The organism is Thermincola sp. GK-1, from assembly GCF_059412445.1.
This window is the reverse complement of sequence record NZ_JBSQAT010000005.1, coordinates 1-14,643: the sequence shown is the minus strand read 5'-3', so window position 1 is coordinate 14,643 and position 14,643 is coordinate 1. Positions and strand designations below refer to the sequence as shown.

Annotated in this window: 12 protein-coding genes and 4 tRNA genes; 12 read left to right on the top strand and 4 right to left on the bottom strand. The window is 42.2% G+C overall.

Features of this window, described 5'->3' with window-relative positions:
• The first annotated feature begins 143 nt into the window (after positions 1 to 143).
• The 8 genes from ACSNJE_RS06220 (at position 144) to ACSNJE_RS06185 (ending at position 10,232) form a co-directional block, all read left to right on the top strand.
• Positions 144 to 2,348 (top strand): cell division protein FtsA, encoded by a 2,205-nt coding sequence (locus ACSNJE_RS06220; RefSeq protein ID WP_495252219.1) that lies wholly within the window; start codon positions 144 to 146, stop codon positions 2,346 to 2,348.
• Between the two features lie 187 nt (positions 2,349 to 2,535).
• Positions 2,536 to 2,733 (top strand): aspartyl-phosphate phosphatase Spo0E family protein, encoded by a 198-nt coding sequence (locus ACSNJE_RS06215; RefSeq protein ID WP_013120029.1) that lies wholly within the window; start codon positions 2,536 to 2,538, stop codon positions 2,731 to 2,733.
• A gap of 157 nt (positions 2,734 to 2,890) precedes the next feature.
• On the top strand, positions 2,891 to 4,009 hold the full coding sequence (locus ACSNJE_RS06210) for an HD-GYP domain-containing protein (RefSeq protein ID WP_461568804.1): 1,119 nt from the start codon (positions 2,891 to 2,893) through the stop codon (positions 4,007 to 4,009).
• 126 nt (positions 4,010 to 4,135) lie between these two features.
• Entirely contained in the window at positions 4,136 to 4,804 is a 669-nt protein-coding gene (locus ACSNJE_RS06205) for a hypothetical protein (RefSeq protein WP_013120031.1), read from the top strand.
• A gap of 528 nt (positions 4,805 to 5,332) precedes the next feature.
• A complete protein-coding gene (uraA, locus tag ACSNJE_RS06200; protein ID WP_052216418.1) occupies positions 5,333 to 6,625 on the top strand; it encodes a uracil permease in 1,293 nt (430 codons plus the stop codon).
• 218 nt (positions 6,626 to 6,843) lie between these two features.
• Entirely contained in the window at positions 6,844 to 7,044 is a 201-nt protein-coding gene (locus tag ACSNJE_RS06195; protein ID WP_461568798.1) for a hypothetical protein, read from the top strand.
• A 181-nt stretch (positions 7,045 to 7,225) separates the two neighbouring features.
• Positions 7,226 to 7,981, top strand: coding sequence for a sporulation protein (locus tag ACSNJE_RS06190; RefSeq protein ID WP_495252218.1), 756 nt, complete (start codon positions 7,226 to 7,228; stop codon positions 7,979 to 7,981).
• Positions 7,982 to 8,285: 304 nt separating this feature from the next.
• Positions 8,286 to 10,232, top strand: coding sequence for an NAD(+) synthase (locus ACSNJE_RS06185; protein WP_495252217.1), 1,947 nt, complete (start codon positions 8,286 to 8,288; stop codon positions 10,230 to 10,232).
• Positions 10,233 to 10,371: 139 nt separating this feature from the next.
• On the opposite strand, the gene ACSNJE_RS06180 is transcribed toward ACSNJE_RS06185, so the two are convergent.
• Positions 10,372 to 10,458: transfer RNA gene (locus tag ACSNJE_RS06180), tRNA-Leu, on the bottom strand.
• Between the two features lie 162 nt (positions 10,459 to 10,620).
• Here ACSNJE_RS06180 and ACSNJE_RS06175 point away from each other — a divergent pair.
• On the top strand, positions 10,621 to 10,779 hold the full coding sequence (locus ACSNJE_RS06175; RefSeq protein ID WP_157723941.1) for a hypothetical protein: 159 nt from the start codon (positions 10,621 to 10,623) through the stop codon (positions 10,777 to 10,779).
• 252 nt (positions 10,780 to 11,031) lie between these two features.
• On the top strand, positions 11,032 to 11,295 hold the full coding sequence (locus ACSNJE_RS06170) for a ferritin-like domain-containing protein (RefSeq protein WP_013120037.1): 264 nt from the start codon (positions 11,032 to 11,034) through the stop codon (positions 11,293 to 11,295).
• A 69-nt stretch (positions 11,296 to 11,364) separates the two neighbouring features.
• Here ACSNJE_RS06170 and ACSNJE_RS06165 read toward each other — a convergent pair.
• From ACSNJE_RS06165 to ACSNJE_RS06155, 3 genes are all read right to left on the bottom strand, one after another.
• Positions 11,365 to 11,440, bottom strand: a tRNA-Gln gene (locus ACSNJE_RS06165).
• A gap of 71 nt (positions 11,441 to 11,511) precedes the next feature.
• A tRNA-Tyr gene (locus ACSNJE_RS06160) sits at positions 11,512 to 11,597 on the bottom strand.
• A 138-nt stretch (positions 11,598 to 11,735) separates the two neighbouring features.
• Positions 11,736 to 11,813: transfer RNA gene (locus ACSNJE_RS06155), tRNA-Asp, on the bottom strand.
• Between the two features lie 335 nt (positions 11,814 to 12,148).
• On the opposite strand from ACSNJE_RS06155, the gene ACSNJE_RS06150 reads away from it, so the two are divergent.
• Positions 12,149 to 13,363: an LTA synthase family protein gene (locus ACSNJE_RS06150; RefSeq protein ID WP_474773358.1), complete on the top strand. Its 1,215-nt coding sequence runs from the start codon at positions 12,149 to 12,151 to the stop codon at positions 13,361 to 13,363.
• Positions 13,364 to 13,696: 333 nt separating this feature from the next.
• The gene (locus tag ACSNJE_RS06145) at positions 13,697 to 14,470 is read left to right on the top strand and encodes an ATP-binding protein (protein WP_495252216.1); all 774 of its coding nucleotides are present in this window, start codon (positions 13,697 to 13,699) and stop codon (positions 14,468 to 14,470) included.
• Positions 14,471 to 14,643: the final 173 nt, after the last annotated feature.

The following is a 14,643-nucleotide window of genomic DNA, read 5'->3' as shown; positions in this document are numbered from 1 at the left end:
GAACGATGAAACCATTAAGTTATTTAAGACGGAGTAGTCCGGAAAATGCAGGATTTTTGTCCAATTCAGTCGAATTGGTAAAAGGTTACTGGAAAAAGTATGTTAATTGGTAAAAGCCTTTTACGCTGAGGGGGATGATGTGAATGAAAGAAACAAGTATTTTCGCCCTGGATATTGGCACACGGTCCGTGATAGGCGTCGTAATGGAGCAAACCATGAAAGGGTTGGAGATAATTGCCAGCGAGTCTATGGAACATAAACACCAGGCGATGATAGACGGCCAGATCCATGACATCGAACAAGTTGCCCTCGTTGTTAAGGCAGTTAAAGATAAACTGGAAGCTAAACTGGGATATGAATTGAAACAGGTGGCCGTAGCGGCAGCGGGCCGGGCGCTGAAAACAGTACGTACGCAGGTATCCCAGGAATTAGAAGATTTTGATGAAATAAAGTATGATGATGTGTTGCGCCTAGAATTACAGGGGGTGCAGATGGCGCAAACCGAATTGATTGCCGGGGAAATACAGGAAGAAAACCTGGTCTATAATTGTGTTGGATATAGCGTTGTTAACTACGCATTGGATGGCGCCAAGATCAGAAACCTGGTTGGACAAAAGGGTCGGGAAATCAGCGCTGACATTATAGCAACCTTTTTACCCAGGGTGGTTGTAGATTCTCTGTTTGCCGTGCTGCAGCGGGCCGGACTGGAGATGATGAGCCTCACCTTGGAACCTATTGCAGCCAGTACTGTTGTGGTGCCCCCAAGTATGAGGCAGTTAAATATAGCTTTGGTTGATGTTGGTGCGGGAACTTCTGATATTGCCTTAACTTCCGATGGATCTATTATTGGGTATGGAATGGTCCCCATGGCTGGGGATGAAATAACAGATGCTATTTCCCACCTGTATCTGGTAGACTTTTACCAGGCCGAGATAATTAAACGCCAGGTTCTGGAAGTAGCTGAAGTTGAATTTGAAGATGTTTTAGGTAACAGTTGTAAAGTGAAGTCGGTAGAAATACTGGAAGGCATAGAGGAAACTGTTAACGACTTGGCTAAGCAGATTTGCGACAAGATTATATCTTTAAACCGGAAACCGCCCCAGGCGGTCATATGCATAGGCGGAGGCTCTCTGACTCCCATGCTGAAAGAAAAAATAGCCGATTATTTGAATTTAACTCCCCAGAGAGTGGCGGTCAGGGGCCGGGATGCTATTAGGGAAGTCCTTGGCGCTCAGAATCTGGCGGGGCCGGAGGCGGTTACCCCTATCGGTATAGCGGTTACTGCCCTGGAAAACAGAGGCCTTGGTTTTGCCAAGGTTACTGTTAACGGTAAAGAAATCAGGCTTTTTGAAGTGAATAAAGGAACTGTTGGGGACGCTCTCCTGGCGGCAGGCATTGATATGAAAAAACTTATGCCCCGGCTTGGTCTGGCCCTTACTGTTACCGTGAACGGGAAATTGGAAATTATTAAAGGCACGCGTGGAAAACCGGCGGTTATTAAATTAAATGGCCAGGAAGTTTCTATTGACACACCTATCCGGCATAACGACGTAATAGAGTTTATACCTGCCGAAGACGGTCAGGATGCTACCGGAAAAATAAAAGATATATTGCCTAATCTTATGCCTTTGAGAATTGGTATAAATGACCGGTTGTTCGAAGTAAAACCCGTTATAACTATGAATAACGAGTTGGCAGACATGGAAACAGATCTGATTGATAATAGCCGCATAACCTATCATATGCCATGTACAGTCGGAGAAGTCTTGGAGCAAGCCGGGTATACCGATGACTTATCTCTTTACGAGATTACGGTAAACGGCGAGAGTGTTGACTTATTATACGAACTTAGTTATGGCGATAATCTGGAGGTTAACAAACCGGTCCAGGCAGAGCGGGCATTAAACCCGGAAGACATCCCGGAAAGGCAACTTGGGCAGATAAAAGGACAGTACGATGGGCAACCGGATAGTTTGGCCGGACAAGATGTAGACCTGACGGCCGGGGATACAGGGCAGGAAGAAATTAATGCAAGTAAGGGAAACAGCGCCGGGCAAGACGGTCAGGAATTGCCTTTGATACAGGAAAGGCTTAATTTTTCCGTAAATGAAGGGGATAAGCCTACGGTAGGCATGCCTCCGGAGCAAACCATTGTTTACGTTAATGATAAACAAATCTTGATTCCGCGAAATAACCTTATTTTAACCGACATTTTTACAAAGATAGATTTTCCGTTTACGCCGCCCGGACCGGGAGCCAGGCTGCGAATGAAAGTTAACGGATACGCGGCAGAATTTACTACGCCTATAAAAACAGGCGACCGCGTAGAACTTGAATGGTACAGTTAGTGGGGTAGTATAGACGTAATTTTAAGAATTCCAACAAATTATCGAAAAAATTTAAGTTAGACGACATTCGACAATATCTCTGAAGGAAATTTGTTGAAGAATATAGAATAAAAAATGGAGAAAATGGGGGAATGAAACGATTGGGGTTTACTTAATGCGAAGTTTCGCAAGATGGGAGGAAAAAAAGGTGTGGCGAACCAAAAAGGATTTGGTGAAGGAAATTAGGCATAAACAGAAAGAAATGTACTCCCTGGCCAAGTCGAAAGGGGTTTCCGACCCAACTGTCTACTTCAAAAGTTGTGAATTGGACAACCTAATTGTCGAATATATGAAAAAGTATGGGTGTTATACCATCGGATCTTTGTTTCCGAATTACGAGGGTTAACACTCTTTTTTTGCCCAAAAGCTGATTTTCGCTATTATTTCTAAAAATTATTACGAAAGTTATTAATTTTGCCATGCTGACAGGAAAAATGGTATTCCAGGTAGAATATAGCAGTTAAACCTGCAAAAATTCGACGTTTTTTGACGAAGGTGCAGTTATGAGAAGAGTTTTGACTGGAAATCTAACCCCGGAAATGTCTATCGCCAGAACTATTTTTTCCGCGAATGGCTTCCCTTTATTGGCTGCCGGTACCCAATTGAATGATGTATACATTCGGAAGCTTGCAAGTCTCGGTATCAATGCCATATACGTTAAAACGGGTATGGATAAAATGATACATGTTTATGACCCTGTTTCTGAACGAACCAGAGCAGAAGCTATTAAAGCCCTCAAAAAGGTATTTCTGGAATTCGCCAAGACAGGCAAGTTGCGGATAGATTTAATTTCCGGGCATGTTAATAACATAGTTGACGAAGCTCTCCGGAACAGGAAAAAAGTTATTAACAATCTCGATGTCAGAAGCATGGAAGATTACCTGTATGGTCATTGTGTTAATGTCTGTATTTTGACTGTTCTAACTGCTATTAACATGGAATATAATGAACTTCAATTGAGGGATATCGGTTTGGGCGCTATCCTGCATGACCTTGGGCATATGCTGGTGGAGAAAGAAATTTTGCAAAAACAGAGCCCGCTTACTCCGGAAGAAATGGCCAAAATTCGAAAACATTGTGAATATGGCTTTGAACCTTTACGTGAATTAAGAAATATCAGCCTGCTTTCGGCCCATACCGCTTACCAACATCACGAACGGTTTGACGGGTCCGGTTATCCGAGAGGGCTGCGGGGGCATGATACACACGAGTATGCACGGATCGTAGCCATATGTGACGTATTTGATGCCATGACCATGGACCGGCCTTATCGCAGGGCTTATCATCCCCATGAGGCTATGAAATTGATTACAGAAACGGCAGGAAAATTATTTGACCCGGAAATTGTAGCTATCTTTAAGCGCATTGTTGCCTGTTACCCGGCGGGAGATTTTATAGAGATGTCTTCCGGAGAGGTTGGCATTATCTGCGACCATATAAAAGAGCAGGAATCATGCAAAACCTTAGCTCTTATACTATTGGATAAACATAAAAGGCCTTTGGTTCATGCACAGGAAGTAGTGATTAAAAATTCTTCTGAGGAAATTCATAGGGTTTTAAAAGATAATGACCCGTTAATACAATTATGTTATAAGCTAAACGATACTGAATCGATAGAATAGGTTGGCAGGGTTAAGGAACATTAGATTTTTATCTTATGAATTTTGAATTTTCGAGGGAAGGATAGTATGAAAAGGCGTTTGGATTAATATGATATTCCAAGGAACTTTTAAAAGGGCGGGGTAGTAGTGAAAAAACTTCTCAGGTGGATATTTGTTTTTGTTTTATTGGTAGGGATGAGTGGTTTTTTTGCTTATAGGCTTACGCTCCAAAGTATGGGAGCGGGTTACGTTGAGCCGGAAAAGAAGACTGTTGTAAGCAACCGGAACATTAATACAGAGTTTAAAAAAATTATTGAATATAACCCTGTTGCTCCACCGGAACATATTTATTTAAAGAAATTACAGCACGAAATTTTTTATACAACGCCGCAAATTCGGGCGGTGCGGAGTTCTATAAGTATACTCCATCAGGAACTGGATTATAAGCTGCGCCCTGAAGCGGTGTTGGCCATGAAAGCAAACAAAAATGCAGAATATTGGCAGGGGTTTACCGGGTCCCCGACCCAGGTTGGCAATGATACCGCTGCCATGATTACGCGAATTGAAAACATAATCATGAAGCTAAAATATAAGCCATTGCTGACAGACCTTAAGAAAACCCAGTCATTGCTGATGGAAGGGACGGAGAAACAGGACGTTTTGCTGCTTTGGCAGGCTCATAAAATAATCCATGACTTGGATTATTTTTTAATCAATTATCCTGTAACCATAAAAACAGGGGAAGGGGCATTGCAAAACAGTCCAAATGGGCCCAAACAGTATTGGGGGGCAACTACCACTATCGCAACAAATTAATAAAGTCTGTTTAACGTAAAAAATGAGACCAGGGTAAAAATACCTGGTCTCAAACTTTTTCCAATTTATCCAATTACCGCCTTAAATTTATTTTCCAGCTTATGTAGCCTTAAGTGCTGATCCTTGTACATGTCCAGTTCAGTTAATGGCTCATTAAACGGGTCTCCTTTCATTAATTTGCTCTTGAGTGCCTTTTTATCGTCCTATATATTTATTCTGTCCATATGATGTTCCTGGCTGCCCGTATAGTTTTGCAGGATTTATTGGCTTTTCCGGAGGATTGAATGAAGTTCTTTTTTGGGCAATTAAAATTATACCATAAAAAGTAAAAAAGGGCAAGAACAAGTGTTCGGAAATATATCGCAGTTTTACGCTTAGTAAGGTTTATTTAATCCCAAAAGGCCAATACTAACCAAAACAAATTTTATTAAGTCGAAAGAAGGAATATTTTGCCGAAATAACGAAACTTATAATCTTTGGGTAAAGCCTTTAATTCGGTCCCGTGAGGCTGAAAAGGTGAGTTTTTTCGTGCCCAAAAATAGACACCAGAGGGGGATTCATTTGAAAAACTTTGTAGACGTTGACGAAAAGTTACCGCTTCCTAAGGCGCTGCCGCTGAGCCTCCAGCATATGTTCGCTATGTTTGGGGCTTCCGTATTGGTGCCGATCCTGTTTAAAATCGACCCGGCAACAGTACTATTTTTTAATGGTGTCGGCACTCTGCTCTACATTTTCATTACCAAGGGTAAGATACCTGCTTTTTTGGGTTCCAGTTTTGCTTTTATTGCCCCGGTTTATGTTGTTATGGCCGGTTATGACTATCGTACAGCCTTGGGCGGATTTATTGCCGCAGGTATTACCTTTATAACGGTGGCTATAATTGTTAAATTTGCCGGTATAGACTGGCTGAAAAAAGTATTCCCGCCGGCGTCCATGGGCGCTATTGTTGCCATTATCGGACTGGAGCTGGCGCCGGTGGCCGCTGATATGGCCGGTTTCCCGGTAGGACTAAACACCAAGGCGCTGGATCCGAAAATGGTCACTATTTCCATGGTGACTTTGTTGACTGTTATATTGGGTTCAGTTCTTTTCAGAGGATTTTTGAAGGTGATTCCTGTTTTAATAGGCGTTATAGTTGGTTATATTGTCTCAGTTTTAATGGGGGTGGTAAGCCTTGAGGCAGTGTCAACGGCGCCTTTGGTTAAAATTCCCGAAGTATATTTTCCTCCCAAATTTAATTTAACAGCTATTATAACTATTTTACCTGCGGCTTTTGTGGTAATAGCTGAACACATAGGACACTTAGTGGTAACGGAAAAGATTGTGGGACGCGAACTTTCCAGAGACCCCGGTCTACACCGATCCATGATGGGGGACGGCATTTCTACCACCCTGTCCGGCATCTTCGGGTCTGTTCCTACGACCACTTACGGTGAAAATATCGGTGTTTTGGCTATCACTAAGGTTTACAGTGTATGGGTCATTGGCGGTGCAGCAATTTTTTCTATAGTCCTGGCTTTCTCCGGTACCCTGACAGCTTTAATTCGAAGTATTCCTACTCCTGTTATTGGCGGCATATCGATGCTGTTGTTCGGAGTTATTGCCGCTTCCGGAATTCGGATGCTCATCGAAGAAAAGGTAGACTACAGCAAATCCAGAAACCTTATCTTAACGGCTGTTATTATGATTATAGGCTTAAGCGGAGCTTACATTAACATCGGTGAAGTGAAGTTAAAAGGTATGGCCCTAGCCACAGTCGTAGCAATCGTTCTCAACCTTTTCTTCCTTAGCTTCGAAAAGTTCAATCTGCTGAATGAGTAACACAAAAAAATTTTTATCATTTCCTTGCGTTTCAAAAATATTTGTTATATAATACCCCTATAGGGTAAGAAGAACCTCTTACCTATAAGGAGGTGACGCACATGATTACTGTAACGGGTAAAGCTCAGGAAGAGTTAAAAAAGGTGCTTGATGAACACGGCGCCGATATAATCAGGGTGTTTATAGATGGCTTTGGTTGAAGCGGCCCGAGTTTCAAAATGGCTTTGGAAAAGTCAGTTAATGAAGATGACCATATTTACGAGCAGGATGGCTTTAAAATAGTCATCAGCAAAGCCTATGATACGGACTATAACAACCTGGAAATTGGTTGGGTCAAGAGCTACATGGGCGAAGGATTCAGCATTTACGATACCGGTAAATCAGGTTCATGCTGTGATTCGGGTTGCGGTGGATGCTAGAATTAACAAAGCTAAAAAGTGACCAAACCCTCATCCTAAATTCAAGAAGGCTGCAAGGTATTTAACCCTTGCGGCCTTCTGGTTTTTCTGAATCGGGATAAAGTTGTAATGTGGGCAGGAATCATTTATCCGATTGTTGAAAAAAGAAAAATGATAAAAAACAGTTTTTCGGAGGTGCATGATGTTAAAAAAATTATTGGCCAGTGTAGGCATAGGTTCTGCCAAAGTTGACCTCGAAATCCCCAATCCTCAGGTCGAGCTGGGGGGTATACTGGAAGGCGTGGTAAAAATCAAAGGCGGTAGTGTGGAGCAAGAGATAGAGAAAATATATATTAACCTTGTTCTGAATTCTAAATACGGTTCCGGTGATGAGACTAAACCTGTCTCCAGGACAGTAGGTACAGTTAAGGTTACTGATAAACTAACCCTGGCGCCTGGCCAGGAGAAAACTATCCCGGTTAATTTTGAGATTCCTCTCGATATACCTATATCTAAAGGGCGGACCAGGTATTACCTGAAGACAGGCTTGGATATCGAACAGGCTCTTGACCCAACGGACCTGGATGACATTAAGATTTTGCCAAATAAGTATATGAAAATGCTTTTTGATGCTGTTTCTGTTCTTGGCTTCAGGGAAAAGCATAACTCAGGCGACTACAATGGGCGTTACCAGGAGTTTGAGTACAGGCCGACTTCCTTTATGGCCCGCGAGCTGGATGAAATTGAACTTTACCCAACTGCCGGAGAGCAGGAACTGAATGTGGTAATACAAATCGATAAGAGGAACAGGGGCCTTTTTAGCAGCCTGCTTGACGATTTGGATTTGGATGAACGTTACGTAAGAATTCGCCTCCCGTACAGTCAAATGAACGATGTAACTCAAGTTGCCAATTTCCTGAGAGAAACTATTGAATCAGAGTATAGAAAAATATTATAGATTTTTCAACTTCAAAAAGTCTTCCCCAGTTTTTTGGAAAGGCTTTTTGCATTTTGTGGCAGGGTGCATTGATAAAGCAATTGGGGGTTAAGGTATTGCTGATATCTTTTCTTAAAGAAATGGGAAGGAGTACCACGAGAAAAGTCGAATTAAATAGGGAATATTCAGATTGACGGTGAGTTTTACACTTATCTATTACCACTACCGTGGGATTTGGGTATAATAGGAAGTAGTTATGGTTTTTATTGAAAAATGGTGCAAGTTATTTTGCTAAACAAGACTTGTTAGGAAAGAGGGTTCATGTATGCCTAATTATGGATTTGTCAGGGTTGGCGCTGCAACACCCAAACTAAGAGTTGCCGATCCGGCCTATAACATATCAGAAATATTAAAAATCGTAAAAGAAGCCGACGAAAAAAATGTAGCGGTCTTGGTTTTTCCCGAATTGTCCATTACCGGGTATACCTGCGCTGATTTATTCGGGCAAAAACTTCTGTTGGAAAAAGCCGTGGAGTTTTTAGGCGAACTTTTGCAGCAAACGGAAACGCTGGATGTTTTAACAATTGTAGGCCTGCCTTTAATGGTGGAACATAAGTTGTTTAACTGCGGGGTAGCGGTACACCGGGGACGGATCTTGGGGGCGGTTCCGAAGGTTCATTTACCTAATTACAAAGAATTTTATGAAAAGCGCTGGTTTACTTCCGGCCATGTTCTCGGACAAAGTGTTTCGGAGATTAACCTGTTAGGTCAGTATGTGCCCTGTGGAAGGATTATGATAAAAGCAGAAAAACCAAGCTTTTTGTTAGGTATGGAAATCTGTGAGGATTTATGGGCAGTTATCCCGCCCAGTTCTTATCTGGCTTTAAATGGCGCTGATATCATAGCCAACCTGTCTGCCGGCAACGAACTGGTAAGTAAGGCCGATTACAGGCGTCAACTGATACTTCAACAGAGCGCACGGTGCATGTGCGGCTATATTTATGCTTCGGCCGGGGTTTACGAATCTACCACAGACTTGGTTTTTGGCGGACATAATATGATTGCTGAAAACGGCATCTTATTAAAAGAATCCGAACGTTTCAAAAGGGACAGTTCCCTGATTATTTCAGAGATTGATGTTGAAAGGCTGGCATCAGAAAGGATGCTTAACAAGACATATGCGGATAACTACGAAATAAATGCCGGCTCTCGAAATTTTGTTATTGTAGAAACGGAATTCCTTAAAGAATATGATATGGAAGATATAGGGCTGGAACGGCCAGTGGCGCCTTATCCTTTTGTGCCGGGTAACCCGCTGACTGTAGCAGAAAGGTGCCGCGAAATTTTTAACATCCAAGTGGCCGGTTTGGCCAAAAGGTTACAACATACCAATATGAAGCACGTTGTTTTGGGGATATCCGGGGGTCTTGATTCCACTCTGACCCTTTTGGTAACGGCCCAGACCTTTGACACTTTGTATTTACCGGCGGAAAATATTGTAGCTGTAACCATGCCGGGGTTTGGAACAACGGATATTACTTATACCAATGCCCTGGATTTGATGAAAGCCCTGCACGTCACTATCAGGGAAATCGATATTAAACCGGCCTGCCTGCAGCACTTTAAAGACATTGGCCATAATGCGCAGGACCTGGATATTACTTACGAAAATGTGCAGGCCCGAGAACGGACGCAGATACTGATGGATATAGCCAATAAAATCGGCGGTCTGGTCGTTGGCACCGGGGACTTGTCGGAACTGGCTTTGGGTTGGGCTACTTATAACGGTGACCATATGTCCATGTATTCTGTAAACTGCAGTATACCCAAAACATTGGTAAAATTTCTGGTGCGGTGGGTAGCCGACAACATAGTAAACGAACAGACGGCCGAAGTTCTCCAAAAGATCCTGAATACGCCTATTAGCCCCGAACTGTTGCCGCCGGATGCTTCCGGCAAGATAGCACAGAAAACGGAAGACGTTATCGGACCTTATGAGCTGCATGATTTTTTCCTGTACTATACAGTCAGGTTTGGCATGCATCCGAAAAAAGTACTTTTCCTGGCTGATTGTGCCTTTAAAGAGAAATATAGCCGGGAAGAAATAAAGAAATGGTTAAAGGTCTTTTATAATAGGTTTTTCAGCCAGCAATTTAAACGTTCATGTTTACCCGATGGGCCCAAGGTAGGGACTGTCAGCCTGTCACCGAGGGGCGACTGGCGTATGCCGAGTGATGCGGAAGTTCGCCTCTGGCTGGCAGAATTAGACTAATGGTGATACGGCCTCATCCGAACCTTCTGTAGTGCTGGTTACGACATAGTAACGGTCACTGCTATTCAAGGTGCAAAAACAAAAAACAGCCCATGATTTGGGCAACAAAAAAAGGGCTGCAAGCCCTTGTTTTTCTAAATGGTGCGGTCGAAGGGACTTGAACCCCCACAGGCCAATGCCCACTAGAACCTGAATCTAGCGCGTCTGCCAATTCCGCCACGACCGCGTTTGATACATAAACGATAATAGCACAAACGAAACAAAAAGTCAATATTAACGATGTCTGGTAAGTTCAACTTTTATCACTATTTTTTTCATGGACGAGAATTTTTTATGGTTCCTGTGGAAGACTAAGTTGGAAACACCAGTATTACAGGGAGGTGATAGCTTGGTCAGACGGGTTGTGGGCAGAATTAGCAGGGAGATGCAGAAAGAAAGTGTGGACTACAAAGGACCGAAAACTCAAACCGGAGCGAGGCTTCGTTCCAATCGAACGGTGAGGTCCCCCAGGTCATCAGGTATCGGGCCCTATTATAGAGACGAATGAATATAGTTGGGATAGAGCCAGGAGTATCCTGGTTAATATCGATAAAAAACAGGCTGTAGAACGGAGATTGCGGTTGGATGGCGCAACAAACAGTTTTCTCCTCTACGGCTTATTTTTTTGTAGGTATTTATGGAAGATAAAATAATCTTTGCGGTCTGATTGTTAATTTATAATTACCTTGGCCAAAAAGCACATTTAAGTTGAAGGATGCGTATACTAATGAAAGGCGGGGTCCGGTTAGGAGGTTTTAATATGAGTTTTATAGAGGACTTGACCAGTTGCCTGCAGGAAGAAAACAATGCCGTTATCGATTACCTACACTTGGCTGCCAATGCGCCTGACGAGGTATCCAGAAGAGTTATTCTTCGCATTAGTAGGGAAAAACAACGACATGCCGATTTTCTTGCCTGGCTGTTAGAAGGTTGCGAAAAGAGCTGCGCGAAGGCTCAGGATGAAGATAAACAGGACAAAAATGCTCGTCCGAGGTCTAGGGTACAAAGAACTCTTAAAAAGTAATTTAATCACAAAGTTTAAAAAGCTACCATGACAAAAAAACAGGTCTTAAGACCTGTTTTTGTATTCTTATGGCTGGGGCGGCTGGACTCGAACCAACGCATGCGGGAGTCAAAGTCCCGTGCCTTACCAACTTGGCTACGCCCCAATGTGGAGTTATCAGTAAGCTGTAAGCTGTAAGCACTGTTAACTACCAACTGTTAACTTTCAACTAATAAATGGTGGAGGGAGAAGGATTCGAACCTTCGAAGGCTGTGCCGGCAGATTTACAGTCTGCTCCCTTTGACCAACTCGGGCATCCCTCCGTGAATAGCAGTTGTTAGTTAACAGTTATTAGTTGGCAGTTATTAGTTAACAGTTATTAGTTGACAGTTATTAGTTGATAGTACTAACTATAAACTATTGACTGTTAACTGTAAACTGTTGACTGTTAACTAAAATACTGGCGGAGCAGACGGGATTCGAACCCGCGACCTCCGGCGTGACAGGCCGGCATCCTAGACCGACTAGACCACTGCTCCGCATTTTTGAGCCACGAAATTCATTATAATCAAATCTCCAGGGTTAGTCAAGCATCAATTATTATTTTTCTATGGCTGTTACCAATATACTGATCGCCGGTTACCGGTCACTGAAAAAAAGAGGTCCAGTGTGTAACACTGGACGGGGAGAGATAGAACTCACCAAAGCGGAGTATCTATAGTTTTAACGTTTCAACAAAAAATATACATGGTAGAACAAAAAACTTTAAAAATTTTTTTAGGGCGTTTTGCATAAGTAATCTGGGAAAACTTTGCATACTTAAGGGACTGGCCTAATATATTATAGCGATGTACAAACGGGGAGGTTATCCGCAATGAAATTTCGCCAATTATCTTTTATAGTATTGATATGTTTTGCAATTAACCTAATTTTAGGCGGTACCGGCTATGCTGCTGATGAGGGCCAGTCACAAAAAAACGAAGATACGGAAAAAGTGCTCAAACATGTCTTTTTTATTATTTTAGAAGGAGTGTCCAGTAAAGATCTAAGATCGGCTTATACGCCAAACATATCAGGAATTGCCGCCAGCGGAATACAAGGGTCCGCCATTGGGGTTCTGCCGGAAACAACGGAAGCTTTTCTGGTGGCACTGTTAAAAGGACAAATGCCTGAAGTAAATACGGGTAATGCTATCAGGAATGACCAGTTAGCTGTTGGGTCATTGCCGGCTCTTCTGGATAGCAGTGGGAGAAGCTCTGTATTTATAGACGACGGCAGAAAAAGTTTTGATGCGCTTTTTAGAGGTTTAAAGCGGTACCGGGTAAAAGAACAAATAAATATAAAAGAAATTGACCAGGCAGTTGTGGATTTAGCCATAGATAAATTTAGTCAGAAGCACCCCTTTTTTATGGGCTTAATTTTGCCGGGCACAGAACTGACACGAAAAAGCCGTGATTCTACGACTAAGAAAACTATGGTCGCATTAAACAGAGCAGATGAACAAGTAGGTAAGCTCCTGCGGGAACTACGCAGCCAGGGATTATTTGAAAACAGTCTGATAGTCATTACAGGTTCGGCTACATATAATGACGCTGGGCAAGGGGATTGGACTATTGAAAACAATATGCTTCCTTTAATCATGACAGGGCCGGGGCTAAAAACAGGGATACAGGCTCCTCCGGCGAGAATTATTGATGTTGCTCCAACTGTTGCCTTATTGGTAGGAGTATATTTAAATCCGCATCCTGATGGGTTGGTCTTGTGGAATTTCTTACTAGCGGGAGAAGGATTTACGGAAGCCAATTTAATGAAGAAAAGATTGACGGAGCTTAGTTCTGCCCATATAGATTCGATAACTGAGATTTACAGGTTGAACCACGAAAAAGCCAGCATTAATATTGCCAAGGAGAAAATTAATAAAGAAAAGAGAGAGGTTGAAGATAAAATTAACAGAAAGCAGGAAGAAGTGAACAGGTTAAGATTCAAACTAAACGCATTTAAAATGACCGGCATAATGTTTCTTCTGGTTGTTGGAGCTGGTTACATTGTAGAATATTATATATTAAGAAGAAAATTTCTTATGTTTTAAAGGTGAGACTCTTACCAGATACCCCTCCGGGGTTTTTATTTTTCCGAAAGCGGTGGACATAGTGATTCTGTAAGGAAATGTGAACTAAATAACTTGCATATTTTTTTACATGCGAGAAGGAATTTAGAATTTTCTGTCGAAATCCTCTTAGTATAACGCAAGAAATTACCTGAATAACGCAAAATTATCCCTTTAAATTTTCTTTACATCGAAGGAAGGAATTGAGTAAATTTTGTAGAAAAGTTAAAAATGTGTGAATATTTAAAAAAGACTAATCAATATATTTTTATGTACAATGTGTCCTATAATTTTCAGCATTGGGGTGAAGACATAATGAAAATAGCAATATCCGGAAAAGGTGGCGTGGGGAAGACAACTGTCGCATCAACTCTAGTCAGGCTTTTTGCCGAAACTCATAATACCGTTTTTGCCGTTGATGCAGATCCCGACGCTTGTTTGGCTGCAGCAGTCGGAATTGACGACGAGCAAATCGAATCTGTAAAGCCTTTGGTTGAACTAAAGGAAGTAATTGATGAAAGGATGGGAACAGGCGCTTTATATCCCATAAACCCAAAAGTGGACGATGTTCTGGATGATTATAGTATTCCATTGGGCAATATCAGGTTTTTGAGAATGGGCGCCATCAAGCAGGGTGGCTCTGCCTGTTACTGTCGGGAAAATAACTTTTTGAGCGCCGTTATGAGTGCGCTGTTACTTGATAAAGATGATGTCGTGGTGATGGACATGGGAGCCGGCATTGAACACCTCACCCGGGGGACGGCCAGAGGGGTTGATGTGATGCTGGTAGTGATTGAACCAAGTAAAAACAGTGTAAATACTGCCAAGACAGTGAAGCAACTGGCAAAAGATTTAGGAATCGAAAGAGTCAGGTTTATTGGAAATAAGATAAGGAACCAAAAAGAAAAGGAATTTGTTCTGAACCAATTCGATGCCGATGAAATACTGGGTTTTATACCTTTTGACGATGACGTTTGGGAAAGTTCCATGGATAAAGGGCCAGCTGCTGAACCCGGGGGGGAACTTCTCCGGAACATGAAAAAAATTAAAGAAAAACTATTACAGGAGGTGGCGAAAGGAAGGGATTAGGAGGACAAAAGGCGAATTACTTTCTTCATAACACTATTTATTTTTTTAATGTGTAGGGGTGAAGGGAAAGCCAAAAAAATTATTAAGGAGGTTAAACTTGAAATCGGAAAGTAACTACTCAAAATAGCCTAACGGCTTATCAAATACCATTTATTAGGAAACACAATTAGTTT